Origin of the sequence: Nostoc sp. FACHB-110, assembly GCF_014697425.1 — a bacterium.
In the GTDB taxonomy this organism is placed as follows: domain Bacteria; phylum Cyanobacteriota; class Cyanobacteriia; order Cyanobacteriales; family Nostocaceae; genus Nostoc_B.
In genome coordinates, this window is the sequence record NZ_JACJRU010000008.1 from 126,385 (window position 1) to 151,391 (window position 25,007).

The following is a 25,007-nucleotide window of genomic DNA, read 5'->3' on the forward strand; positions in this document are numbered from 1 at the left end:
ACAAAGCACTTTTAAAAAAACCTTCAAGTTTCTATTATAAAATCATCTGGCTCAAGCCCCCAATTGACCCAGCGAATTGCGTCACGGGCTGACACCATATTTGAAGGAACACGCAAAACATGAATAAAACCTGTACTGGGACAAGTCATTTTTAATAATAGAATCGGTTCAATATCAATAAAATCATTATCAATTCTTAACAGGGTATATCCAGCCCAATTATCTAATTCAATAGCTTGTAACTCTTGGCAAATGCGACTGTAACCTACGCCTTGAATTAACACGCGCCGTAGTTCAGCATTGGTTTCTGTTAATAGCCATTGAGCTTCCCATTGCTGTGGATGAAGTTTACCGTATCTTTCAGGTAAAGTGACACCATGATAAGAGTAAAGGCTATAGCCATCAGTATATTCTATTGCTGGTTCACCTTCTGCGTGCAGGCGGCTTTGGTTATCGAAGCGGATATGAATCGGGCGATCATATACAATTGCTATATGCTCATCAGGAAATATCCAACCACAATTTTTAATTAGATTTTGGTAAACAAACCATTCTTGCAGATGGGAATTACAATTCAACTCAGATATACAAAAATCAATATAACTAGCTTCAGCAACCCGTGATTCTGAGGCTATACAGTTTAAGTCAAAAACTTTAAATTCTTTATGATGAAGATTATAAATATCTTTATTCAATTTATCCAATATGAATACACTAAATATTGGACTTGTATTTATCTTTAAATAATTAATAATTTCTAGATAAAGTGAAAAAACTATTTTTTTATTTTCTATTTGAAAGTGTATCTGATTTCTGATTGAACGAAGTATTATGTTGTCTATTTTATAAGCTTTTTGGTTAAATGAAGATTTATATAATTGTAAAGAAAATTCTTTCAAAGCTGCATAAGGACTATCGAAAAACAAAATTTCAGGCTCATCGAAATCCATAAATTGATAGACAGCTTTCACAGCTTCAGCCGCTTTTCCTCTATCAATTCGCTCAGTGGAAAGCGCAATCTTTCGCCACTTCTCTCGATAAACCGGAATCAAAGCATTTTGCTCAGGCGTGAGTTTTTCAATCAGCGACATATCGCCAACCTTCCGGCTCATACTCACGCTGAATTTTAACTATCCAGTTACCTTGAGGGATAGGAATTGCCTGATGTTCTTCGTGGGTTAGCAATGCTATATCTGATAAAACGCGAAGATATAGCGTACTATCCTTTTCATATAACTCTGCTTGTCCCTCACTAATTTGATGCTTGTGTCCTGTAACTTCGCCCTCCGCCAAAATTAAATCACGTTTTTTTTGCCCATCAATTTGCTGCACAGGTAGTAAAATAACATCACCTTGACGAATTGCTTTCATCGTTTTATCTAGTTGTTGACTCGATTTTGATTCAATTTTGGCACAACCGAAAAAGTAGCCCAAGCAATTAGCGATCGCGGCTGCATAAATTAAGTTAGACTGCACAGACTAATCAAAAATCAAGCTATATCAATCGCACAGGCGAATTTTACCTATATGGCTGTAACTTCAGTCGCAGGCGTGCAAAATCTTTTGATTCCCTCACACCGCACACCCTTGCCCCCCAACATCCATATAAAAACCAGCATTTTGCTAACTGTAGTCGCCAATTTGCCCTAGATAAGTTAAAGATTGAAATAGTTGGCAATTCACAGCCAACGTTCTACTATCCTATGCTTTAGGAAAGGCTGTGCCTGAAGTTTGGCAATTTTCGCACTCCCAGGCAGTTTGTGTAAGGATGAAATCACAGCTTACTAGCTCGAAATTTTCTCTTGACATTTCACAGAACTTGCCTCAATTTGACTGTTTAGCTTAACAGCTATCTTTTTTTAAAAATTTCCATGTCAACTCTCGTCATCGTCGAATCTCCCACAAAAGCTCGTACCATTCGTAACTACCTGCCAAAAGACTATCGGGTAGAAGCATCTATGGGTCATGTCCGTGACCTACCCCAGTCAGCAAGTGAAATTCCCACGACTATTAAAGGGGAAAAATGGGCGCAGCTAGGGGTAAATGTAGATGCAGACTTTGAACCGGTATATGTTGTCCCCAAAGACAAAAAGAAAATTGTTACCCAACTCAAAGATGCTCTAAAAGAGGCAACTGAACTCATTCTGGCAACTGACGAAGACCGCGAAGGAGAAAGCATCAGTTGGCATTTATACCAGTTGCTCAAGCCTAAAGTCCCTACCAAGCGGATGGTGTTTCACGAAATCACCCAAGAAGCTATAAAAAAAGCGTTGAAAAATTGCCGCACTATTGATGAGCAGTTAGTACGCGCCCAAGAAACACGGCGAATTTTAGACCGCTTGGTAGGCTACACGCTCTCGCCTCTACTGTGGGAAAAAATCGCCTGGGGATTATCTGCTGGGCGAGTACAGTCGGTAGCAGTGCGGTTATTAGTCAGCAAAGAACGCCAACGCCGAGCTTTCCGTGAAGGGACATATTGGGATTTAAAAGCTTACCTAGAGCAAGGAAAAGCACCTTTTACATCGCAGCTAGTGACCTTGGGGGGCACAAAAGTAGCCAATGGTAGCGATTTTGACCCTAACACGGGACAAATTGCCTCTGGGCGGAATGTAGTGCTGCTGCAAGAAGCCGATGCTGTCGCCCTCAAAGAACGGCTAACAGGTAAGACCTGGAATGTCACCGAGATGGAGGAACGGCCAGTTACCCGTAAACCTGCGCCACCGTTCACTACCTCCACCTTGCAACAAGAATCAAACCGAAAACTGAGGCTTTCGGCACGGGATACGATGCGGATTGCTCAAAACTTGTACGAGCAAGGGTATATTACCTATATGCGTACAGACTCGGTGCATCTGTCAGAACAGGCGATCGCAGCTGCCCGTGATTGTGTAGAAAAGCTGTACGGTAAGCCATATCTCAGCCCCCAACCCCGGCAATACACCACCAAATCCAAAGGCGCGCAAGAAGCCCACGAAGCCATCCGCCCCGCCGGCAACACCTTCCGCACACCTCAAGAAACAGGTTTAAGCGGTCGAGAACTTTCTGTTTACGACTTAATTTGGAAGCGGACCGTCGCCTGTCAAATGGCCGACTCTCGCCAAACTCAAATTACCGTGCAGTTGCAAGTGGAAGATGCTGGTTTTCGTTCCTCTGGTAAGCGCATTGACTTTCCTGGTTACTTACGCGCCTACGTTGAAGGTTCCGACGACCCCGAAGCCGCGCTAGAAGACCAAGAAATTATCTTACCTAACCTGAAAGTTGGGGATCATCCAAATTGTCAAGAACTAGAAGCAGTTGGTCACGAAACTCAACCCCCCGCACGTTACACCGAAGCTACCTTAGTCAAAACCCTAGAAAGTGAAGGGATTGGTCGTCCCAGTACCTACGCCAGCATCATCGGCACAATCATCGATAAAGGTTATACCCAATTGGTGAATAATGCCTTAATTCCTACCTTCACCGCCTTTGCCGTCACCAGCTTATTAGAAAAACACTTCCCCGATATTGTTGACCCTAGCTTTACCTCCAAAATGGAGCAAACCTTAGATGATATTGCCGAAGGTGAAGTGAATTGGCTACCTTACCTCAAGGAATTTTATCTTGGTGACAAAGGCTTAGAAACCTTGGTCAAAGAGCAAAAAAGTCAAATTGATGCAACTAAAGCCAGAACCGTAGAACTCGAAAATTTAGAGGCGAAAGTCCGCATTGGCAAATACGGCCCTTATATCGAAGTCGAGAATGGTGATGGTGTGGTTACAGCTTCTATCCCCAAAGATTTAACCCCATCTGACCTCGACCCCAAACAAGTGGAAGTTTTGTTAAAGCAAAAAACCACAGGCCCAGACGAAGTTGGTCGTCATCCCGAAACCGGGGAACCAATTTATATCAAAATAGGCACTTACGGCCCTTACGTCCAATTGGGTGACAAAACAGAAGAAAATCCCAAACCAAAACAAGCCTCAATTCCGAAAAACTTGCCCAAAGAAAATGTCACGTTAGATATAGCGGTTGGGCTTTTAGCACTTCCCCGCAGCTTGGGAACCCACCCAGCAACAGGTGGCAGAATTCAAGCAAGTATTGGCCCTTACGGCCCTTATATTGTTCACGACCAAGGCAAGGAAGGTAAAGATTATCGCTCGCTTAAAGCTGCTGATAATGTCTTAACAATTTCTTTAGAACGGGCTTTAGAAATATTATCAGAACCTAAAAAAGGTCGCAGTTCTGGCAATAGCAAGTCTAAGGCGGCTCTGCGCGAATTAGGTTCTCATCCCGAAGACGATTCACCCATTAATATTTACGACGGCCCTTATGGCCCTTATATCAAGCATGGTAAGACCAACGTAAGTATTCCTGAAGGGCAATCGGTAGAAGATATGACTCTAGCTAAAGCCTTGGAGTTGTTAGCTAGTAAAGCATCAGCTTCTAAAGCTACGCGCAAGACAGCGAAGACCAGCAAAACAACTAGCTCACGCACTAAATCAACTGCAAAGTCTTCTAAGACGACAGCAAAAAAAAATGATGAGTAAAATGGGTTAAATTTGTTGTTCATTTGTCATTAGACTATTGACTAGTAACCATTGACTATTGACTATTGATACAACATACCCATCCATCGCTGGATGCAGTTCAATCGGTTGCTGATGTGATACTCTAAAAAGTAAGGGAAATCACAACATTAAACTTTCCGAAGGGCTAGCACCAAAATTTCCCAATTTTGGAATAGTCTGGTTAGCAGCCAAACGTGTAAGCTTAAGCCAATTTCCGTGTAGCTGTTAATTAAAAGAGGTAGTATCTCAGGAGCGGTCAGTTCATGGACTATATAGAAAAGGTACTGGAAAAGCTGAAGGAAATGGCGCGCAAGCTGATTGAGGCTCTGTTAGGGCCAGAAGCCGAGCCGGAACCGGAACTTATTCCGATTCCAGTCAATGAACGCTCCCGTCGTCGCTAAACCTAAAGGGACTAAATTTGACGGTGCAACCTTTAAGCATTTTGGTACTGCATGGGCCAAACTTGAATTTGCTGGGACAGCGAGAGCCTGGAATATATGGTGCTGTCACTTTGGCAGAAATTAATCGCTTGTTACAAGAAGCAGCGTCGAAGTTGCAAGCGAGTGTTTTGGGCATGCAGTCCAATCATGAAGGGGCTTTGGTAGATGCAATTCATGAAGCTTTGGGGAAGCACCAAGGCATTTTGATTAACGCTGGAGCCTATACCCATACTAGTGTGGCGTTACGAGATGCGATCGCTGGAGTTAATTTACCCACGGTCGAAGTACACTTAAGCAATATTTATCGTCGAGAAGATTTTCGTCATCACTCTTATATCGCTCCTGTAGTGATTGGGCAAATCAGTGGTTTTGGCGTGGAAAGTTATTTATTAGGTTTGCAAGCTTTAGTACATCATTTGAGAAAAGCTCAAGGATAAAAAGTGATAGGTGGCTGAAGTTGCGTTTAAACCAACTTACTTCAATAATATTAATTTTGCCTCAGTTGACGTAGCTGAACTAAATTGTGTAGTAACTAATTACTTTTTAGACTTCAGATATGCACTACTCACTTGTCAGCCGATTTCGAGGCACTTTATTAGGAGCTTTGCTAGGTGCAAATTTAGCTGCTACCAGAGAACAACCTGAAAATTTCTCTGACATGGGTGAATTAATGCTTTTGGGTGCTACCAGCCTGCTAGAGTTAGGCAAGTTAGATTTAAACGATTGGCAGCAGCGACAAGAACAAGCATTGCCTCATTTTAAAACCAGCAATAAAATTTATCCAAAAATAATTATTGCCACTTTACCAGTGGCACTTTTTTTTCAGGAAAATTTGCTGAAATTACGCCAACAACTACTGCATACTGGGGAAATTTGGAGTGACGATGCAGTTATACAAGATGGAATTTTAGCAATAGGATATGCTATTGCTCAGTCTTTAACAGAAAAACTAGATTCTCAAACTCTGATACCCCAAATAATTGCTTTCATTGGGGAAACACCCTCATCATTACCCAAAAAATTATTACAAGTTCATGATTTGTTAGCTAATTATGCTGGTTCAGATCAAGTAATAACCGCATTAGGCACTCAAGAACAAACTAGTACTGCGATCGCACTGGCGTTTTACTATTTTTTAAGTACCTTAGAAGACTTTCGCTTGACACTTTTGCGGGCAACTCAGCGTCAAAAATTATCACACTCTCTCATGATAAGTGCGATCGCAGGTGCTTTATCAGGAGCATACAATTCTACATCTGGAATTCCGCCGCAGTGGAAAGTATTACATTCATTAACCGATTCTCCACCGGAGAAACCAGTCTATTTTTCTCAAGTGCTAGAATTAGCTGATGCACTAGCAGCTATGTGGTCAGGAGTGTACAATCCAACGCTACATCCTAGGGAATTGCAGCCAAAAGGATGTATTATCCACAACCAAAAAATTTCTGTATTCGCAGCACCACGCGTTATTGGTTTCCGTTAATGCTGAGTACATATCAATATTTTTTGAGAACTTATTTCTGTAGGCAGATATTATAGTTAGCCGTTGTCAACTACTTATAACTAAAGCTTGACTTTTGAGGATTGTCTTGTTTTGAGCTATCAAAGTAAGCAACCAGAGGTGATGAAAAAGCAGCGATTTTGTCGGTCTTTAACTCAAAAATTTACTTACTGGCGACACTACATATTAGGCCGCTCAGAACATTTCTTGGCTAAAAAAATTCTCAGCAATTCACTGCTGTTTTTGTTCAAAAATCCTCACGACAGCAAACACCCCAAACGAGCAACGGTATCCAGATCAATGGCAAAATCGGTTAATACTCATGGTGGAGTTCATGCAGTCGTTTTAGGCTGGATATATAAGAAACGTTCCTCAGTGTTATTTGCGATCGCAATCGTATCTTTAACTGGGGTACTAGGGCATAAATTATATAATCAACCCCAACTGCAAACAGGAACTCGCGCCCCGCAAACTTTTAAAGCACCTTACGCTAGCAGTATTGAAGATAAAAAACAAACTGAAGCCCAACGTAAAGCTGTGAGCAAAAGTTCGGTCACAGTCTTAATGATCGATACTCAAACAACAGAGAAGATTAAACAAAGTTTGCAAAAAATTCTCGCCCAGGGTAATGAACTTCGTAATACTGCAGGGTCTTTTCCTTTTTTTGACATCTCAGTTTTATCGTTAAATACCCAGCAATATTTACGGGCTTGCTCTGATTTAGAATGGCAAGCCATATTATTAGCGTTAGAAAATAGTAGCAAACAAAAATTAGGACTTTTACCTAAAAGCAAAACAAATCTTCCTCAACAACAGGCTGTACAAGAAGAATTTAGAAAAAATCATACTTCTCAATACCTGCCGTTATTTCCCTTATCAAAGCATTCAACTATTCCCGAAAAAAATTCACCTTCACCGAACATCGATTCGGTAAATGTGATGTCACCTTGGTCATCAGGAGCAGTTCAATCTGTAGAAGTGCCGCAAACCAATAGTTTCAAACAAGCAGTAGCAGAACTCAATACTTACCGGATGAGTACCTCAGTAGAGAATTTAAGTTCTTTATTAGAGCAAATATCTCAAGTCCGCCAAGCTTATTCCCAAGCCAAAGCGCAACTTTTAGATTTAGAAAGTAATAATCCAGAAACAGTTTACAAAGAACCTGTAATTTTAGATTTATCAGATGATGATTGGGCAAAAACGCACACAGAAATTAGCCAAATTGCCGATCGCATCCTGACCCAAGGTATCCCAGAAGGATTACCGCCGGAGATTTTACAAAATGCTGTCAATCGCCATGTTCAAACAGTTGTGCCAAATGATGCAGAAGCGTTGGCAAATAAGCTGTTATTGGCAGTTCTACAACCGAATTTAAAAAAAGATCAAGCAAAAACTCAACAACAAGCAGAACAAGCAGAAAAAGGTGTTTCACCTGTGATGGTGTCAGTCAAACGAGGAGAGGTAATTGTTCAAAAAGGTCAAAAGATTACTGCTTGGCAGTTTGATGTACTAGAACATTATCAACTCATTCGGCGAGAAAATAACTGGCAAGCTTTAGGAAGGTTAGCAGTCTTAGTGACTGGCGCAATTGGGATTTTTATTTGGGTAGAAAAACGCATTAAGTACCCGTTGCGACAACGAGATCGCCTGTTAGTCTTACTGCTAGCACTGAGTACCCCCGGGGCGATCGCAATGGGGATAATTCACACTAGTTGGAGTGCTGTTGGTTTATTGTTAGGTAGCTTTTACGGGCCTACATTAGGTACAACAGTTGTAGGCTTGTTGTTACTCACCATACCCACAAGTTTAGAAATTAGTAAGATTGTCTTGATCGCTGGGACAGCCGGGGGGATATTAGCTAGCTGTACTGCCCAAAGACTGCGATCGCGTGAAGAATTAGCACTATTAGGTGTCGCTGTTGCCGCTACCCAAGGCAGTGTTTACTTGATTTTGAGTCTTTTAATGGGGGCAGCATTTGGCGGTAGTTGGTACATCGTCTTTCAAGAAGCAGGTGTATTTGCTCTATCAGGTTTGGCTTGGAGTATTGTTGCTTTGGGTATCAGTCCCTATCTCGAAAAATTATTTGATTTGGTTACGCCCATTCGATTAGCTGAACTAGCAAATCCCAATCGCCCTTTATTAAAAAAACTCGCCACACAAACCCCAGGAACATTCCAACACACTTTATTTGTGGCTACCCTGGCAGAGGCGGCGGCTAAAAAAATAGGGTGCAATGTGGAACTCGTCAGGGCTGGTACTCTTTACCACGATATTGGGAAAATGCACGATCCTTTGGGATTTATTGAAAATCAAATGGGTGGGCCAAATAAACACGAAACAGAAATTCAAGACCCTTGGAAGAGTGCAAAAATTATCAAAAGGCACGTCAGCGAAGGGTTAGTCATGGCTCGCAAACATTTATTACCGACAGCCATTCAAGCTTTTATTCCCGAACATCAAGGGACAATGCTGATTGCTTATTTTTATCATCAAGCGCAGCAGCAAGCCCAAGCCGACCCCAGTGTGAAAGTCGATGAAGCAGATTTTCGCTATGATGGCCCGATTCCCCAGTCAAGAGAAACGGGGATTGTGATGTTAGCAGATGCTTGCGAAGCTGCATTGCGCTCGCTTAAAGATGTTACACCCGAACAAGCTTTAACTACGTTGAATAATATTCTCCGCGCCAGATGGCAAGACAATCAACTCGTAGACTCCGGTTTAACACGAGATGAAATGTCGCAAATTGCAGAGATTTTTGTCGAAGTTTGGCAGCAATCTAATCACAAGCGCATCGCTTATCCCAAGTTAAAGACTAGTAACGAAAAAATCATTAAATAAATTGTGATAAGCCCCAAAGCATTAAGATTGTTCCTAAAACACAAATGATTCCGGCTACACCAGCCAGGGGTTTTTTATACTTACCAGTCACCCACTCGGAGACTTTACCTGTGTAAGTAATTAGTTGGGCTGTATCTATACTAGCGATCGTCCAAACTAAAGCTGCGTGTAAACCCCAAGCAATACCCAAATTGCCGTTGTCTGCGATTCTCGCCATCACTAGCATCATACCCATCAGCCATAGCCCTGGTAGCTGTGGTAAAGTTTCCTGCTGTTCCCACACCAAGTGCAACACAGCAAAAATCAAACTAGAAATTGTTGCAGCTACCCAAACTGGATAATCTCGCTCTAATTCAGATAAGAGAAAACCTCGAAAAATTAACTCTTCTACCCCACCGACTAATAACGCTACTAATAAAATCGGCAGTGAGATAGATGGCAGTAATTTGAGATTAGACCAAACAAAATCATACCAACCCAACCAAAATTGCACTGCCAACAACAAAGTTAGGCTCAACAACCCCAAACCAAAACCCCATCCTAAACCACTGAGTAGAGAAAGATTAGCTATTAAGCCATATTCACTCCAAGACCGTTGGCATAACAAAACAACCCCCCAAAGAACCAGGGGAGCTAATAAGTAAAGTGAAACAATTAAAGGTAACTTTTGTTCTGGTTGCAGAGATTTAGTTGGTTGCCAATGCAGTACAAAAGCCAATATTGCGGCTATAGGTATCCAACATCCTACCCAACTTATAAAAAATGCCATCAAGACAACTGAAACTGAAGCATTTTCTAGAAATGACAGCGATGTGTTGACTGATGGCTGAAAAAAATTTGTCCAAATAGATAAAAAAAACACGTTAGACTGCTTGCACAATAGATTTTTAAGTTTTTTGTCAAGACGTTGCTAAAACTTGTAACTTTAGCAACTTGATCTAATCGTATCTTTTTATTAATCAAGCATTTGGCTAAGAGTTCTTTGTTTTGTGAGTAGGGATAAGTAGTACAGGCTTTAACTGCAACTTTTCCCTACCAATTTTCAATTACTCTTCTTCTTCCTCGTCTAAATCTTCATCTATCTCATCTAGGTCATCTGGGGAAATGCCTTTTTTATCACTTTCACCTAGTTGAATTAGATGAATATGCTTGTATCCCAGTCTAATTTCAAACTCATCCCCAGGTTTTAAACCCATTGCCTTGGTGTAAGTTGCACCAATGACAATTTGACCATTTTGATGAACGCTAACCCTATATGTCGGTTCGCGGCCACGGCCATCTTTCGGTGCTTCTGGACTTAAAGGAATTCCTCTAGCCGATAGCAACGCGTCATAAAAATCGGTAAGATTGACGCGTACTTGATTATTTTTAGTAACGGTGTAATAGCCACACTGCTTTGCTCTTTCTCTTCTTGGTAAATTAGAAAGTTCTTTTACTTTAGCAAGCAGCGCTTTTCCAGTTAATGGTGCGGTTGCAGTTTCAGTCATTACGCTCAATTTTTCCTTACTCTCTCCAAACTGATAAACAATGTTGTCTGATGCCAGTATTTCAATTTTGAGTATCTACACCAAGGTACTCAAAATACTGGGTTCAAGGATGAATTCCTGCTAGTCGAGGAGCCACAAGCGCCTATATTAGGATTACCTGCAACAGATTAGAGTCAGGCTTGTCACAGGTATTTATTTTGGTGATTTTACGGCACTTTTAAGCGTGATTCGCCATTGAAAACGAAATTATTTTTTCTTTTGGCACTACTGTAGCGGTGTAACTTTAAGCCACCTTTACAAATGAGGTTGTTTCTACTCTCAATAATGTAGTAGACCCAAGAAATTGCAGGTTTTCCACTTTCAGTGCTAGCCTTTATTGCCCTTGAGTTGTAGGCTTTACCTACTCTTCCTCGTAAGCTGAAGACAGCATAGTATTTGAATATGGACTGAGAACTACATCCTTTTGTCCCAGTAGTAGAGACGTGAAATTTCTTGTCTCTACATTACGAAAATACAAAGCAATAGTAACCGCGCTTATACGGCGATCAAGATTGGTTTTGTTACTTCGTAATTGTATATTAAATACTAGCATGGACTAATAATAGCAAAATAGTTGTTTAATTTTGAATTTAACTTGCAAGCAAATTTTTATTTAAATCATCTAGCTCAATGACGCAAAAAGCAGTAAGGAAAATCCTTGCTGCTTTATTAGCTAGCTTGAGCATTGCTGGCTTGCTTTTATAAAAATTTATCTAAATTTAGAACGGCAGTTTTGAAGAATCAGAGATATTCTTTAATATTAGAGTTTGACCCCAGACAAAAATAGTGCGATGTTAAACCTAGCTGGTGATTGTCGCGTGCCATCACTAGACAACTAGTTTTTGAGTATATGTCTTTAGGAAGAATAAATATGTGACACTTCTGTAAGCTGGTTTATCCTCAGCGTTAGAAGTTTATTATCAGCTTAAACACATCCATATCAGCAAATGACTAACGTTTTATCAAGATTTCTGATATTTCTCCAATCAGGCAGTCTTGACTCTGGTGTATGTTGTTATAAAGATGTATTAAGCGTCTAAAGTATATTTACTGGGGATATTCTATCGAGACTAGAAATTAAGTTGAGTCTTTACCAGGAAAAATATTTTTATTTTCAGTCCTAAACAAGAAAATCGCCGACTCAGATGCGATCGCTTGTTATATAGTAAAGCTCAGAGCTTAACATAAATCTTGACCAAGTTGCTAATCCAACTAAAATTTTAATAGTTATCCTTGAACAAGAATCCGTAGCTCTTGGTTCATCAGCTTATTAACACCTAGCAGTGAATTAAGAGCCACAAAAGTATAGCTCAATTTTTAGACTTACCAGCCTTTACTCAAGATTTATCAGGCTGGTAAAGCAATTTTAAGACTTTGGTTAGTGGTCATGGAAATTATTTTTAAGGTGATTCGGCAGCAACAAAATTCTACTCCTGTAATCAAAACTTACAGTTTAGAGGTAGAACCAGGCAATACCATCCTCGACTGTCTCAACCGAATTAAATGGGAGCAAGATGGCACATTAGCATTTCGGAAAAATTGCCGCAATACTATTTGTGGCAGTTGTGCAGTCAGAATCAATGGGCGTTCGGCTTTAGCTTGTAAAGAAAATATTGGCAGCGAAATTGCCAGATTACAAGCAATACAATCTTCAACAAACACAGCAAATTCTCCTCCAGAAATCACAGTTGCACCTTTGGGTAATATGCCTGTGATTAAAGATTTAGTGGTAGATATGAGCAGTTTTTGGAATAATCTAGAGGCAGTTGCACCTTATGTCAGCACAGCAGCCAGGCAAGTTCCCGAACGAGAATTTTTACAAACACCACAAGAGCGATCGCTCCTCGATCAAACTGGTAATTGTATTATGTGCGGTGCTTGCTATTCAGAATGTAATGCCCGCGAAGTTAATCCAGATTTTGTCGGCCCCCATGCTTTAGCCAAAGCTTATCGAATGGTGGCAGATTCTCGTGATAGTAAGAAAGAAAATCGCTTAGAAAATTACAACGAAGGTACTAAGGGCGTGTGGGGTTGTACTCGTTGTTTATATTGCGATGCAGTTTGTCCAATGGAAGTCGCCCCTTTAGAACAGATTACTAAAATTAAACAAGAAATTCTGACTCACAAAGAAAAAACAGATTCTCGTTCAATTCGTCACCGCAAAGTTTTAGTCGAACTAGTCAAAGAAGGTGGTTGGATTGATGAACGCCAATTTGGTTTACAAGTTGTCGGTAATTATTTTCGTGATCTCAAAGGATTACTCAGCATCACACCTTTAGGCTTAAGAATGCTCGCCAGAGGTAAATTCCCCTTGTCTTTTGAACCTTCCGAAGGGACAGAACAAGTGCGATCTCTCATCGAATCTGTACAACAAACTAAAGAAGTATGAAGGCTAAAATTTCAGACTTCACACTTGAGACTTCATACTTTATTTCATCTGGGGTCTTGGGGTATATCTAAAGGTCGCCCAAAACGGTCGTAAACTAAAATATCCCACTGCCCGTTATTACTCGATTCAAACGCAATCCTACTACCATCAGCACTAATAGTAGGATTACGCACTTCTGCTGCTAAATTATTGGTTAAATTGCGTGATTGGCGGGTTTCTCGGTCATATAAAAAAATCGCCGAGCGCCCCTGACGACTCGCTGCAAACACAACATAACGGCCATCTTGGGAAACACTAGGGTGAGAGGCGATCGTATCTAGTGAATTTAAACCCGGTAAATCAATTAAATTACGTGTCAGGGTATCAAACATATAAACATCTTGACTACCTCGGCGATCGCTAGTAAACACAATATATCTCCCAGAAATTTGGGGATTTAATTCTGAAGCCAAACTATTAATACTTCGTCCTCCCGGATCGAAAGGATAACTCACCAATCGGGGATAACCAAAACAACCACTCAGCAAACTACAGCAAGCAAATATAGGAATAAAAATAGTGCGTTTGGTCATTTGTCAAAAGATTTCACACTTCATACTTCACACTTAATTAGGTGGCGCATCTACCGTTGCACCATTAGGAATATCTAATTCAACATTGGGGCCACGGTCTAAAACCTCAATATCCCATTGACCACGACTAGCAGTTTCAAACACAACATAACGTCCGTCAGGGCTAATACCAGGATTTCGCACCCAGCCGCGATAGACAGGCGTGAGAACTTGGGATGTTTGGGTAGCGCGATCGTAAAATGCGACTACTGGTCTGCCTTGGTCACTAGTTAAATAAACAATATAACGCCCGGTGTAGCTTAAACTTGGACTTTCGGCGATCGTCTCTGGTCTATTTAAACCTGGTATCCTCACAAATATTTGCTGTTGTAAGTCATACACCAATAATTGGTGACTACCGTTACGATTTGATACAAATGCTAAAAAGCGCCCATTTCCACTCAAAGCCGGTTGTTCTTCGGTGTAGCGGCTATTGAGAGAAGTAGGCCCAAAAGGAATATCACTCGAACCACAAGAAACAAGCAAGCCTGTTAAGCTAAAAACCAGGCTCCAATGAATTGGTCTTTGGAGCCAAAAAGTAGGGGTAAATTTTTTCACCTCAACTGCTGTTTTTTACATCGCCTCTAGCTTACATCTATCCCAACAATTTTATACATCATCAAAATTTGTCGAATTATTCGATTCATCATCAGAAGAATCAATTGGCTTATATGGGACATAATCAGCCGGAATTACATCATCATCCGCACTGTCTCTGCGAGAAGTTGTTTCTGCGGGAGGACGGCGTTTTCTCGGTCTGGGATTAACATCATCTTCACGGCTTTCAGGGCGCGGAGTACCATTACTACGACGAGAAGGTTTTCTTGTCTCATCACTAGAACTTTCCCAATCATCAACCTGCCTAGGAGATGAAGAACCCCAACTTCCTTCATCTTCATATTTTTCCACAGGACGGCTGGTTGAACGCCCAGAAGTGCGGCGACGATTTTTATCAGTAGTTTCTGTGCGTTCATTGCTAGTGCGGCGAGTTGAACGACGGGGTGGTTGATCCTCGTAGTAGTCATCACGAGTGGAGCGTTCATCTCTGCTACCCCGAATTCTGGGGCGTACAGGAGGTTCTTCTTCGTCATAAGGTAATGGCTCGTACTCGTCTTCTACTTCAGCCTCATAGTCTCTGCGTCTCTTATAGGAATAGTTATCGCTGACCTCTCGCTCCCGATCTACAATTGGCGTGTTACGTTTAGCTTGCTGAGTAGCAATACTCCGCAGACGAATACTCTCAACTGCAAAAAACACAGTTGTCCCCACCAAAAGTAACTGCCCAAATTGCAGAATGGGGTCTAAACGCCAGCCTTGGAAAATCAAAATAAAACCACAGAGTAGACCAACAGCAGCAAAAAAGATATCTTGATCTCGTGACAGTTCTGGGCGTACAGTCCGCAAAAAATACAGTGCTGCCCCAGCCACAGCCAGGAAAATTCCGAGAATACTGGCTGAGTTTGTCCCTACGTTGACCTGAGCCAGAACACTGGCTGAGTTCAGCCCTAAATTTAGCATTGTTCTTTATCCCAATATCACAATCTATGTTAGCGAGTCACAATTAAAATCACTACTTTAATTAATCACAATATATTGAAGCTTCCAAGCTTTTGGCAATGAAAACCTAAAGCTGTTTATTAATCACCAGCCAAAAAATTTATATCTGTCAGCTAAGTATACCTTATCCCCACTAGGAGGGTTGTTTGCTGTTATGCAATTAGGTAAATAGCTGACAGACAATCATTGTATGAGCCGTAATGACCCACCAAAGGATTATGAACGTTGAATTTTATCTTTTTGGCTAATGAAAATTAGGCCAACAGTAGCAGGGATAACGACAATCAATGTACCCCAAAGTAGGCTCCAAAGAAAATTTGCTAAAGATGGTGTCATTGTTCTCAACCTTTTTTTACATACTTCATCATAATTCTAATGGTGTAGCAGTTTCTTGAGAAGTATCTGAATATCAGATGTAAAGCCAGGGGATAGAGGCTAGAGACTGGAGGCTAGTATGTTAGTCGCCGTATTTCTTGAAACTAGGCGGATGTTTTTTCGCTAAAACCTTTAAATATCCTAATATTTACAAGCAATATTGCTTCTGTGTTATTCAGAACTGGCATTTGAAATAAAATATATATAGAGAAAGCTTTACAAAGCTTAAAATTTTCTCACTTTCGTCTGAAGAATTTTCTTTGTTTAAAGATAGTAGCTAAAAATGATGACTGGCGTTAACTTGGCCATTTGGATTCTCGGCCCTTTGTTGGGGCTAATGACATTTCTGTTTATTTTCCGCATTATTCTTACTTGGTATCCGCAAGTAGATTTAAATAAGTTGCCCTTTAATCTCATCGCTTGGCCGACTGAGCCATTTTTAATCCCTTTGCGTAAGCTAGTACCGCCAATTGGTGGCGTAGATATTACACCGATTATTTGGGTAGGTATTTTCAGTCTGTTGCGGGAAATCCTGCTAGGTCAGCAAGGGTTAATTACCATGATGTCTCATGTCAGCTAGAGAATAGCGTATGATGCGATCGCACTTCCGTCACCAACTTTATCATGCTTGGGGCGATCGCTCTCTGCACACAGAAGAACGGAACGGATTACGGTTGGAATATCGATAAAATCGATGCCGTGTTTACGAAGATTAGCAAGACGTTTTGCTTCATCCCATTCATATTCCATAACTGAACGACAGTTACAATAATCAATTGTAGTTACAAATTGTCGTTACAGCTACCATACCAAGTAATTTTGATTGTGATTACCCCGCAAGTAACTTCCAACTACTGTCCCAACTGCTGACACGAGTTAGCTAGGGAATAGGGCATGATGCGATCGCATAATTATCAATCGTATAGGAAGGGCGATCGCTACAAAGCCGAGTGTAGCCTATACACATCCGTGATTACGGAATTAGCGATAACACTAAAAAATTTTGCTGCAACCGAAGTTTTGTACCGCTGTCAACGTTACCAATCTTCAAGTTTTACGTATAGCTTCACTCCTCCCAGAGATTGGGATCAGGAATACTATCTAAATCGTGATTACCTAATGAAGGTCTGCGATGTACCTGCTGACCTTGCGATTTTAGATAGTCGCCATATTCCTGAGTTACTTGCTTTCTCAGGGCAATGCAAAACTCAATCTCATTTTTAATCTCAATATATTTTGACAATTTCTTCTTAACAATATCTTTTCTTGAGGAAAAACTCTCAAGATCAAATAGTTCTTCTGATGTTGCCTCTATGACATTCTCTTGTAAGTAATCTTGCTCAAGACTCTCAATTCTGCCTTTGAGCCAATCTAACAGGGATTCAAACCTTTCATCGATACTTTGCTTACTTTTTTGCGACATTTGTAAACCTCACTCCAAAAATCAACATTGATTTATGCTTCCTGCCAGTCAGTATTCCCTAACTTTTGGAGAGGCTACCAGCTTAATCCTGAACTATTCTCCTAATGATGCCTCTAGATTGTTTACCTAATACCAATAGACCGTGAAATTGAAAAAACTCTGAAATTAACAGATAACAAAGTAGTTTGCAAAAAGCTTTAGAACAGGCGGTTTGTCAAGCTGGTGTTCAAAAAAAGGTGAGTTGTCATACGTTTCGCCACAGTTTTGCTACCCATTTATTACAAAATGGCTATGACATCCGCACAGTACAGGAATTACTTGGACACAAGGATGTGAAAACTACAATGATTTATATCCATGTACTTCACCGTGGTGGTAAGGCTGTTCGTAGTCCCCTTGATTAACCAGGATTCTTTATTTAATGGGATTTACGATTAATTTAAATTAACCTAAGTACAGGCTCAGGAAAGGGACAGGTATTTAGCTGAAAATTCAAATATTTCTCAGCCTTTTACGCTTTCCCTTTACCGTTCTACTTCCTGATTCCTTAAAGTTTCATCTCTTGAATGAAATTGGTGTAAACATTCCCTTGTAAGAACTGTGGGTTTTCCATAATTCTTTGATGAAAACCAATAGTTGTAGGTAGCCCTGTAATAGCACACTCCCTGAGAGCGCGCTTCATCCGGTTAATAGCAGTGGCACGGTCTGGCCCCCAAACAATTAATTTGCCGATTAAAGAATCGTAGTAGGGTGGAATTTGGTAATCGGTGTAAACGTGGGAATCAATTCGCACACCAGGGCCGCCAGGGGGAAGATAACCACTAATCCGTCCTGGGGCTGGACGAAAATCATGATCAGGGTCTTCGGCGTTGATGCGGCACTCTATAGCATGACCACGCAAAACTACTTGGTCTTGAGTCAGCTTTAACCTTTCGCCTTGAGCCACCCGAATTTGTTCAGCTACTAAATCCACGCCAGTAATCATCTCGGTTACAGGATGTTCTACTTGAATGCGGGTATTCATTTCCATAAAGTAGAACTTACCAGACCGATCTAAGAGAAACTCAATTGTCCCTGCCCCTGTAAAGTTAATAAATTGGGCAGCTTTGACAGCAGCTTGTCCCATTTTCTCGCGTAGGTCAGGGTCAAGTGCCGGGCTAGGAGCTTCTTCTAATAATTTTTGGTTACGGCGTTGAATTGAACAATCCCGTTCGCCTAAGTGGATAACATTACCGTAGTTATCTGCCAAAATTTGAAATTCGATATGGCGGGGACGTTCAATAAATTTTTCGATATAAACACCAGAATTCCCAAAGGCTGCGCCTGCTTCCCCTTGGGCGGCCAAGAAAAGTTTAGTAAATTCATCTTCTGAACGAACCAAACGCATCCCACGCCCACCACCCCCAGCAGTAGCTTTAATCATTACTGGGTAGCCAATTTCTTTAGCTAGTGCTAGTCCTTCCTGGTCTGACTCTACCAAACCATCGCTACCAGGTACTGTGGGTACTCCAGCTTTTTGCATTGTTTCTTTGGCTGTGGATTTATCTCCCATCAAGCGAATTGCTTCTGGAGTTGGGCCAATAAAAGCAATATGATGGTCGGCACAGATTTCGGCGAACTTAGCATTTTCTGATAAAAAGCCATAACCAGGATGAATGGCTGTAGCATTACGCGTTAAAGCGGCAGCAATAATATTGGGAATATTTAAATAGCTTTTACTGCTGGCGGATTCACCAATGCAAACTGCTTCATCAGCGAGTTGAACATGGAGAGCGTTCCGGTCAACGGTGGAGTGAACTGCAACTGTCGCAATTCCCATTTCTTCACAGGCGCGGAGAATACGCAGAGCAATTTCTCCCCGATTAGCAATTAATATTTTGTCAAACTTCATGTTCTAGCGTCGATATTTTAGTACCAGTAGATTGACATTTTCTCTTATCTAACTTGCACCAGAGCTTTTACTTGTGACAAATTAAGATGAGACTTTCCCCAAAACCAATAGTGAGCCGTGCATATACGCTCTTTGCTGGAGCCTCTACGGGTCTTTACTGGACTAACAACATCACATTTGCCTGTCTTTTGTCAGTTTCCCGTCCTAGGCTTGATTGAGTGCAGAGCATCCTTAATAGTAGCTATACCCTTTTAATATCACTTGTGGCGCTATTACATTTCTGTTAGTCTGATATCCACCTTCGGGAAATTTGTGAATATGTTCATCTAAATTTTTGGTAAATTTTGCAAAATTAAATATTACCTTACTATAATCACTTTTTTGTGCTATATTAGTCATTCAGTGAACTCTCGCGGATGTGGCGGAATTGGTATACGCGCACGCTTGAGGTGCGTGTGGCTTTGCCTTGCGAGTTCGAGTCTCGCCATCCGCATTTTTTTGTGAATAGTCAATTGTCAATAGTCAACAGTTGAAGGTACAAAGCCCAAAACGGTTGACTATTAACTTTTGACTTTTTTTTTGCTTTTATAGAGATAGATGAACTTTTGTAAAGAACATTGACTGTAACTTTTACTCTGACAAACAACTCAAAAACGCCATCAGCTTGGCATCGCCTCAATCCGATTTGGCAAGGGGGAGAGGAAATTGTGCAACAAAGTTTGCCACACACGCAGTTAGCACCAGCTTGGCAATTGCTAATGTTAGGTGACGGTTCTCCAACTAGGCATTTAGAATTGCTGACGGGTGAGCGAACTGAAGTGGATGTGATAGATATGTCATTGATTGGGATGGATTCAGATGATGCACCCGATTTAATTCAAGCAGTACCTGGCCCCAGATTGCGGCGGCAAGTGTGGTTGCGGACTGCTTCGGGTCAGAGATTGGCTTATGCTACATCGTGGTGGGAAGCTAGCCATGTAGATGAGTATTTACAAAATCGTTCATTGCCAATTTGGGCAAGTTTGGCGCGTTTACGTACTGAATTGTATCGGGATGTGCGCGGAATTTACTATGGCAATTCAGTAGCCTTAGAATCGGGCTTTGATGTGTCTGGGCCATTTTGGGGTCGTCACTACTTGTTTTGGCATCATGGTCAGCCTCTAACTTTGATTTATGAGGTTTTTTCACCTTATTTAACTAAATATTTGGGGCCGATGCAGCTAAGTTCTGCTAATGGCAAAGTATAAAATTAAGCTGCGATCGCTAATCCTAATTCTATGAATTATTGATTTTGCTATTTAAAGCTAAATTTTCGAGAATTTAATTCAACAAATCTAACATTATATCAGTAATTAAAGTTACAGATTACTGATGACTTGCAGCTTTTTGCAGTTAGTTATATCCTCAGAATGCTTGGAAAGATTTATCTCTGATGCCAAAACTTTCCTGCCAAATAAAACAAAGCGTGCTAAAAAGGTTAACTAACAAAAGCACTACTTTTATATAGCTAAACTCGATCGTCGTAGGATTATCAAAAGTTTAGAGTAGAGAAATATATTGCCGCACTGCCCACAAGAATGGGACAAGCTTGAGTTGACTTAACCAAGCAAGTAATGAATTAGCAAGTATGAGGTATTGGTTTCAATGGCGCTGCCTATTGTGTCTGTTCCAATGAAAAGAAGAAAACAGAAACCGTCTCTGGCATTGACGCTCTCAGCTACTGGGTTATTAATTGTTGGTGGGGGTGTTGCCTATCGGTTGTTAAACCAAGGACACTTATTTTCGCAAAATTTGTTAGTAGGGGCAAATATTATTCCCGATGATGCTTTATTTGCAGTTTCTTTAACCACAGATACCCAACAATGGCAAAAATTACAGCAGTTTGGTACTAAAGCATCCCAAGCAGAATTACAGAAAAATTTATTACAGTTACGCGATCGCTTTCTTACTAGTAATGGTTATAACTTTGAGCAAGATATTAAACCTTGGGTAGATGAAAAAATCACCTTTGCTATTTTAGCTCCAGAACCTAATCAAACTACCAAGCCAGTTGCCACTGATAACACTCAACAATCAGTGGTGATGGTTTTACCAGTCAAAAACCAGGAAATGGCGCAGAAAGTCTTAGCTCAACCCAAAAGTTTAAAAACAGGCCAGTGGATTGACCGCACCTATCAGGGAATTACGATCAAACAAACCCAAGGACAAGTCGGAACAAAGCTTTCAGCCACCTTACTAGATGGTCGTTTTTTAGTAATTACTGATAATCCTCAAGCCACAGAACGAGCGATCAATGCTTATAAAAATAAAACATCTCTAGCAACAGTTGGGGGTTTTGCGGATAATTTTCCGAAAATATCGGAAAATCAACCTTTTGCTCAGTTTTATGTGAATGTACCCACAGCTGCCAAAATTGCTACTACTGCTCCTAATCGCCGCTTACCAGCGCAAGTATTAACACAACTGCAAAACAATCAAGGTTTAGCAGGAACCATTACTTTAGAGGCAGAAGGCATACGTTTAAAAGGTATTTCTTGGCTCAAGCCGCAAAGCCAACGCCTACTATCACTAGATAGCACAAGCGAAGATATGCAAGAACGGATGCCAGCAGAAACCTTGATGATGTTATCTGGTAGTAATTTGCAAAGGCTTTGGGGAGACTATGTTTTAACATCCCAAGGAAATCCACTTTCACCTGTATCACCAGATCAACTGCGGAGTAGCGTCAAGTCCCTGACAAATCTGGACATGGAAAGAGATTTGCTCAGTTGGATGAAAGGAGAATTTGCTGTTTCTTTGATTCCCAACACACCAAAAAACAACACCTCAGGAGATTTTAGAGCCGGGTTAGTGTTTATGGTGAAGGTAAGCGATCGCAAATTAGCTGAATCCTCCCTTCAAAGGCTGGATGATGTCATCAAAACTCAATATCAATTCCAAATTCAACCAGGAACCGTTGCCGGACAACCTGTGGTGAATTGGATTGGGCCTTTTGGGACTTTAACAGCCAGTCACGGCTGGTTAGATAATGATGTCGCTTTTTTAGTCTTAGGCGCGCCTGTCACCGACAAAATTGTTCCCAAACCTAGTAAAACTCTGGCAAGTAATCTTTCATATCAACAAACAGTTGCAACTCAAACCAATTCCACCAATGGTCAATTTTTCATAGATGTGGAACGGATGGTTAATAACTTTACACTAAATACTCTGTTTCCAAAACAAAAAACTTTTCTCGAAGCAACTCGTTCAATTGGTGTAACAACAGCTGTGAGTGATAGTCACAGTACGCGCTATGATATTTTTCTCTCCCTTAAAAAAGCAAGCGAATCAAATGCTTTAAATAATTCAACTACCAATCCCAACATTAAGTAGTTCAAACCGCTAACTTTACACAAATTTAATTGCAATGGAGAAAAATGTTTATTTTTCTCCGTGTTATTGTGTCTATTTTTATATACCTTTGATTTATCTATTTATCCTTAACCTATAAACAGATAGGATCAAAACAGTCAAAATCAAAATTTTCAAGAATCAACTTGGGAGAACGTTTTATGAATCTGGTTTTACTCCAGAATTGGCTCGACAATGCCTCCTTTGCTGTCCTATTTGTCACCCTATTGGTTTATTGGGTAGGAGCAGCTTTTCCAAGTCTCCCAGCGATGGCTGCTTTAGGAACAGCAGGAATGGCGATCGCCAATCTTTGCATTGCCACTCTTCTCGGTGCAAGATGGATAGAAGCAGGTTATTTTCCCCTCAGTAACTTGTATGAATCTTTATTCTTCTTAGCTTGGGGAATTACAGCCGTGCATTTAATTGCTGAAAATGGTAGCCGTAGCCGTTTGGTGGGAGTGTTTACGACTCCGGTGGCAATGGGGATTACGGCTTTTGCTGCTTTGACTTTACCATCAGATATGCAAGCAGCAGAACCACTAGTACCTGCCTTAAAATCTAACTGGCTGATGATGCACGTCAGCGTGATGATGTTGAGCTATTCAGCTTTAATGGTAGGTTCAGTATTAGCGATCGCTTTTTTGGTTGTAACTCGCGGTCAAAATATTCAACTTCAAGGTAGTTCTGTCGGAACTGGTGGCTATCGCAGTAATGGCTACCGCTTACACAAAGCAGGCGAACTAGTTACACAACCAGCAACACCACCTGTAGAAAATAATGGTTTTGCTCACCGTTTTGAAACCAACCCTAGCAATGGTAATGGTAGTACTGCGGTTTTAAATTTAGTAACCAACCCACAACCAGAAACCTCCACCCAAGCCGAACCCCTATCTCCTCAACGCTTGGGTCTTGCCGAAACTTTAGATAACATCAGCTACCGCATCATTGGCTTAGGTTTTCCCTTGCTGACAATTGGCATTATTGCCGGTGCAGTTTGGGCAAATGAAGCTTGGGGTTCTTATTGGAGTTGGGACCCAAAAGAAACCTGGGCATTAATTACATGGTTAGTTTTTGCCGCTTACCTCCACGCTAGAATTACTCGCGGTTGGCAAGGTCGCCGCCCCGCAATTTTAGCCGCCAGTGGTTTTGTAGTAGTTTGGATTTGTTATCTGGGTGTAAATCTTTTAGGTAAAGGTTTACATTCTTACGGTTGGTTTTTTTAATAGCGTGATCCCCTCTTCAGTCAACAATAGGGTGTGGGGGGTTGGGTGTGGGGTGTAGGGGAAAATCAATGGGGGCTTGAACCTAGTTGGCTACGAGGCAGGGTGTACAAACCATAGCTTTCTCTTCCCCCCACACCCTACACCAAGCACCAATAACACAGTTTTGCTCAAGGAGAGGGGTATCTTGAAATTGATTTTGAATTATGAAACTGACTGAACAGTCTGGATTTAGGTACTGTTCTTTGCGTTTTAGCATAAGAAAAAAAATATTTATGCAAAATGGTATGGACTCCTCTACACGCAAAAATCCATCGCACTATTAGAGCGCGCCAATTATTTAAACATAACCAACGCCTATTAGTTGCTGTTTCTGGTGGACAAGACTCTCTATGTTTAATTAAATTACTATTAGATTTACAAGCCAAATGGTCATGGCATTTAAGTATTGCTCACTGCGATCATTGCTGGCGAGATGACTCCCAAGCTAACGCTTATCATGTAGAAAAGTTAGCAAAAAATTGGGGTGTAGATTTTTATTTAGAAACTGCCAAAGAACCTGTAAATAGTGAAGAGAAAGCGAGAAATTGGCGATATCAGGCTTTAAATGCGATCGCACAACAGTATAACTATCAATATATAGTTACTGGACACACAGCCAGCGATCGCGCCGAAACTCTACTTTATAACTTAATGCGTGGGACTGGTGCTGACGGTTTACAAGCTTTAACTTGGCAACGTCCTCTATCTGAAAAAACTACGTTAGTGCGTCCACTTTTAGAAATTACTCGTCAAGAAACTGGGCAATTTTGCCAAGATTTTCAATTACCTATTTGGGAAGATGCTACCAATCAAGATATCAAATATGCCCGCAACCGCATCCGTCAAGAAGTAATTCCCTATTTGCAAACCAACTTTAACCCCAAAGTAGAATCAACTTTAGCCCAAACAGCAGAACTTTTGCAAGCTGATGTGGAATATTTGGAACAAGCAGCCCAGCAATTGCGAGCAGAAGCAATGATGGGAAATCAAGATTTTGTTAAATTAAATCGTCAGATATTAAAAAAAGCACCGTTAGCTTTACAACGGCGGGTAATGCGACAGGTGCTGCTAGAAATTTTGCCAGATGCACCTAATTTTGATCACATTGAAAAATTAACGGCTCTAATTATAGCTCCAAATCGTTCGCAAACCGATCCCTTTCCTGGTGGTGCGATCGCTCAAGTCCAAGAGGATTGGATTTTAATCATAGATAAAGTATGAAGCCTAAAATATTTTCCCACTTCAGACTTCAGACTT

General features: G+C 40.9%; 21 protein-coding genes, 1 tRNA gene and 1 pseudogene. 13 read left to right on the forward strand and 10 right to left on the reverse strand.

Translation table 11 applies throughout. The features are described 5' to 3' along the window. Positions 1-23 precede the first annotated feature (23 nt). Both H6G69_RS10565 and H6G69_RS10570 read right to left on the reverse strand, forming a co-directional pair. On the reverse strand, positions 24-1,091 hold the full coding sequence (locus H6G69_RS10565) for a DUF6745 domain-containing protein (protein ID WP_190685811.1): 1,068 nt from the start codon (positions 1,089-1,091) through the stop codon (positions 24-26). Then, the gene (locus tag H6G69_RS10570) at positions 1,078-1,371 is read right to left on the reverse strand and encodes a hypothetical protein (protein WP_190685807.1); all 294 of its coding nucleotides are present in this window, start codon (positions 1,369-1,371) and stop codon (positions 1,078-1,080) included. Before H6G69_RS10570 ends, H6G69_RS10565 begins: the two co-directional genes overlap by 14 nt. 500 nt (positions 1,372-1,871) lie before the next feature. On the opposite strand from H6G69_RS10570, the gene topA reads away from it, so the two are divergent. The 5 genes from topA (at position 1,872) to H6G69_RS10595 (ending at position 9,326) form a co-directional block, all read left to right on the forward strand. Then, the gene (gene topA, locus H6G69_RS10575; RefSeq protein WP_190685640.1) at positions 1,872-4,526 is read left to right on the forward strand and encodes a type I DNA topoisomerase; all 2,655 of its coding nucleotides are present in this window, start codon (positions 1,872-1,874) and stop codon (positions 4,524-4,526) included. Positions 4,527-4,810: 284 nt separating this feature from the next. Then, on the forward strand, positions 4,811-4,948 hold the full coding sequence (locus tag H6G69_RS10580; protein ID WP_015113375.1) for a hypothetical protein: 138 nt from the start codon (positions 4,811-4,813) through the stop codon (positions 4,946-4,948). Between the two features lie 23 nt (positions 4,949-4,971). Beyond that, positions 4,972-5,424 carry a type II 3-dehydroquinate dehydratase gene (gene aroQ, locus H6G69_RS10585; RefSeq protein WP_190685814.1) on the forward strand — a complete coding sequence of 151 codons (453 nt, stop codon included), beginning with the start codon at positions 4,972-4,974 and terminating at the stop codon, positions 5,422-5,424. 119 nt (positions 5,425-5,543) lie between these two features. Continuing rightward, the gene (locus H6G69_RS10590; protein WP_190685642.1) at positions 5,544-6,470 is read left to right on the forward strand and encodes an ADP-ribosylglycohydrolase family protein; all 927 of its coding nucleotides are present in this window, start codon (positions 5,544-5,546) and stop codon (positions 6,468-6,470) included. 141 nt (positions 6,471-6,611) lie between these two features. Beyond that, a complete protein-coding gene (locus tag H6G69_RS10595) occupies positions 6,612-9,326 on the forward strand; it encodes an HD family phosphohydrolase (RefSeq protein ID WP_190685817.1) in 2,715 nt (904 codons plus the stop codon). On the opposite strand, the gene H6G69_RS10600 is transcribed toward H6G69_RS10595, so the two are convergent. Continuing rightward, on the reverse strand, positions 9,319-10,188 hold the full coding sequence (locus H6G69_RS10600) for a CPBP family intramembrane glutamic endopeptidase (protein WP_313950557.1): 870 nt from the start codon (positions 10,186-10,188) through the stop codon (positions 9,319-9,321). The two genes, H6G69_RS10595 and H6G69_RS10600, sit on opposite strands and share 8 nt — an antisense overlap. A gap of 184 nt (positions 10,189-10,372) precedes the next feature. Then, positions 10,373-10,813, reverse strand: coding sequence for an AbrB family transcriptional regulator (locus H6G69_RS10605; protein ID WP_190685649.1), 441 nt, complete (start codon positions 10,811-10,813; stop codon positions 10,373-10,375). 1,426 nt (positions 10,814-12,239) lie between these two features. Between H6G69_RS10605 and H6G69_RS10610 the strand changes: the two genes are divergently transcribed. Further along, positions 12,240-13,241, forward strand: a complete 1,002-nt coding sequence (locus tag H6G69_RS10610; RefSeq protein ID WP_190685652.1) for a succinate dehydrogenase/fumarate reductase iron-sulfur subunit — start codon at positions 12,240-12,242, stop codon at positions 13,239-13,241. A 44-nt stretch (positions 13,242-13,285) separates the two neighbouring features. Here the strand turns inward: H6G69_RS10610 and H6G69_RS10615 are convergent, their stop codons facing one another. From H6G69_RS10615 to psbX, 4 genes are all read right to left on the reverse strand, one after another. After that, entirely contained in the window at positions 13,286-13,813 is a 528-nt protein-coding gene (locus H6G69_RS10615; protein WP_190685655.1) for a PD40 domain-containing protein, read from the reverse strand. Positions 13,814-13,846: 33 nt separating this feature from the next. Then, positions 13,847-14,410: a PD40 domain-containing protein gene (locus H6G69_RS10620; protein WP_190685658.1), complete on the reverse strand. Its 564-nt coding sequence runs from the start codon at positions 14,408-14,410 to the stop codon at positions 13,847-13,849. A gap of 51 nt (positions 14,411-14,461) precedes the next feature. Next, positions 14,462-15,370, reverse strand: a complete 909-nt coding sequence (locus H6G69_RS10625; protein ID WP_190685661.1) for a Ycf66 family protein — start codon at positions 15,368-15,370, stop codon at positions 14,462-14,464. Between the two features lie 255 nt (positions 15,371-15,625). Next, entirely contained in the window at positions 15,626-15,745 is a 120-nt protein-coding gene (gene psbX / locus H6G69_RS10630; RefSeq protein WP_190685664.1) for a photosystem II reaction center X protein, read from the reverse strand. A 325-nt stretch (positions 15,746-16,070) separates the two neighbouring features. Here psbX and H6G69_RS10635 point away from each other — a divergent pair, with 325 nt between their 5' ends. Next, positions 16,071-16,364: a YggT family protein gene (locus H6G69_RS10635; protein ID WP_190685820.1), complete on the forward strand. Its 294-nt coding sequence runs from the start codon at positions 16,071-16,073 to the stop codon at positions 16,362-16,364. Between the two features lie 486 nt (positions 16,365-16,850). On the opposite strand, the gene H6G69_RS10640 is transcribed toward H6G69_RS10635, so the two are convergent. Next, entirely contained in the window at positions 16,851-17,207 is a 357-nt protein-coding gene (locus tag H6G69_RS10640) for a hypothetical protein (protein WP_190685667.1), read from the reverse strand. A 176-nt stretch (positions 17,208-17,383) separates the two neighbouring features. Between H6G69_RS10640 and H6G69_RS10645 the strand changes: the two are divergent. After that, positions 17,384-17,611: pseudogene (locus H6G69_RS10645) on the forward strand (tyrosine-type recombinase/integrase); the annotation flags it as partial. A gap of 143 nt (positions 17,612-17,754) precedes the next feature. On the opposite strand, the gene accC reads toward H6G69_RS10645, so the two are convergent. Continuing rightward, on the reverse strand, positions 17,755-19,098 hold the full coding sequence (accC, locus tag H6G69_RS10650) for an acetyl-CoA carboxylase biotin carboxylase subunit (protein WP_190685670.1): 1,344 nt from the start codon (positions 19,096-19,098) through the stop codon (positions 17,755-17,757). A gap of 412 nt (positions 19,099-19,510) precedes the next feature. Between accC and H6G69_RS10655 the strand changes: the two genes are divergently transcribed. The 5 genes from H6G69_RS10655 to tilS all read left to right on the forward strand — a co-directional run bounded on the left by H6G69_RS10655 (position 19,511) and on the right by tilS (position 24,971). Continuing rightward, positions 19,511-19,591: transfer RNA gene (locus tag H6G69_RS10655), tRNA-Leu, on the forward strand. 124 nt (positions 19,592-19,715) lie between these two features. Then, the gene (locus H6G69_RS10660) at positions 19,716-20,345 is read left to right on the forward strand and encodes a chorismate lyase (RefSeq protein ID WP_190685673.1); all 630 of its coding nucleotides are present in this window, start codon (positions 19,716-19,718) and stop codon (positions 20,343-20,345) included. A 397-nt stretch (positions 20,346-20,742) separates the two neighbouring features. Further along, the gene (locus tag H6G69_RS10665; protein WP_190685676.1) at positions 20,743-22,470 is read left to right on the forward strand and encodes a DUF3352 domain-containing protein; all 1,728 of its coding nucleotides are present in this window, start codon (positions 20,743-20,745) and stop codon (positions 22,468-22,470) included. Positions 22,471-22,649: 179 nt separating this feature from the next. Then, positions 22,650-23,711 carry a c-type cytochrome biogenesis protein CcsB gene (ccsB, locus tag H6G69_RS10670; protein ID WP_190685679.1) on the forward strand — a complete coding sequence of 354 codons (1,062 nt, stop codon included), beginning with the start codon at positions 22,650-22,652 and terminating at the stop codon, positions 23,709-23,711. 279 nt (positions 23,712-23,990) lie between these two features. Further along, positions 23,991-24,971: a tRNA lysidine(34) synthetase TilS gene (gene tilS, locus H6G69_RS10675; protein ID WP_190685682.1), complete on the forward strand. Its 981-nt coding sequence runs from the start codon at positions 23,991-23,993 to the stop codon at positions 24,969-24,971. The last annotated feature ends 36 nt before the right edge of the window (positions 24,972-25,007 follow it).

Bases quoted from the DNA above. Each gene is read 5' to 3' on its own strand.
- H6G69_RS10565 (WP_190685811.1), bottom strand. From the start codon at position 1,091: ATGTCGCTGATTGAAAAACTCACGCCTGAGCAAAATGCTTTGATTCCG.
- H6G69_RS10570 (WP_190685807.1), bottom strand. From the start codon at position 1,371: ATGAAAGCAATTCGTCAAGGTGATGTTATTTTACTACCTGTGCAGCAA.
- topA (WP_190685640.1), top strand. From the start codon at position 1,872: ATGTCAACTCTCGTCATCGTCGAATCTCCCACAAAAGCTCGTACCATT.
- H6G69_RS10580 (WP_015113375.1), top strand. From the start codon at position 4,811: ATGGACTATATAGAAAAGGTACTGGAAAAGCTGAAGGAAATGGCGCGC.
- H6G69_RS10590 (WP_190685642.1), top strand. From the start codon at position 5,544: ATGCACTACTCACTTGTCAGCCGATTTCGAGGCACTTTATTAGGAGCT.
- H6G69_RS10595 (WP_190685817.1), top strand. From the start codon at position 6,612: ATGAAAAAGCAGCGATTTTGTCGGTCTTTAACTCAAAAATTTACTTAC.
- H6G69_RS10605 (WP_190685649.1), bottom strand. From the start codon at position 10,813: ATGACTGAAACTGCAACCGCACCATTAACTGGAAAAGCGCTGCTTGCT.
- H6G69_RS10610 (WP_190685652.1), top strand. From the start codon at position 12,240: ATGGAAATTATTTTTAAGGTGATTCGGCAGCAACAAAATTCTACTCCT.
- H6G69_RS10615 (WP_190685655.1), bottom strand. From the start codon at position 13,813: ATGACCAAACGCACTATTTTTATTCCTATATTTGCTTGCTGTAGTTTG.
- H6G69_RS10625 (WP_190685661.1), bottom strand. From the start codon at position 15,370: ATGCTAAATTTAGGGCTGAACTCAGCCAGTGTTCTGGCTCAGGTCAAC.
- psbX (WP_190685664.1), bottom strand. From the start codon at position 15,745: ATGACACCATCTTTAGCAAATTTTCTTTGGAGCCTACTTTGGGGTACA.
- H6G69_RS10635 (WP_190685820.1), top strand. From the start codon at position 16,071: ATGACTGGCGTTAACTTGGCCATTTGGATTCTCGGCCCTTTGTTGGGG.
- H6G69_RS10640 (WP_190685667.1), bottom strand. From the start codon at position 17,207: ATGTCGCAAAAAAGTAAGCAAAGTATCGATGAAAGGTTTGAATCCCTG.
- accC (WP_190685670.1), bottom strand. From the start codon at position 19,098: ATGAAGTTTGACAAAATATTAATTGCTAATCGGGGAGAAATTGCTCTG.
- H6G69_RS10665 (WP_190685676.1), top strand. From the start codon at position 20,743: ATGGCGCTGCCTATTGTGTCTGTTCCAATGAAAAGAAGAAAACAGAAA.
- ccsB (WP_190685679.1), top strand. From the start codon at position 22,650: ATGAATCTGGTTTTACTCCAGAATTGGCTCGACAATGCCTCCTTTGCT.
- tilS (WP_190685682.1), top strand. From the start codon at position 23,991: ATGGTATGGACTCCTCTACACGCAAAAATCCATCGCACTATTAGAGCG.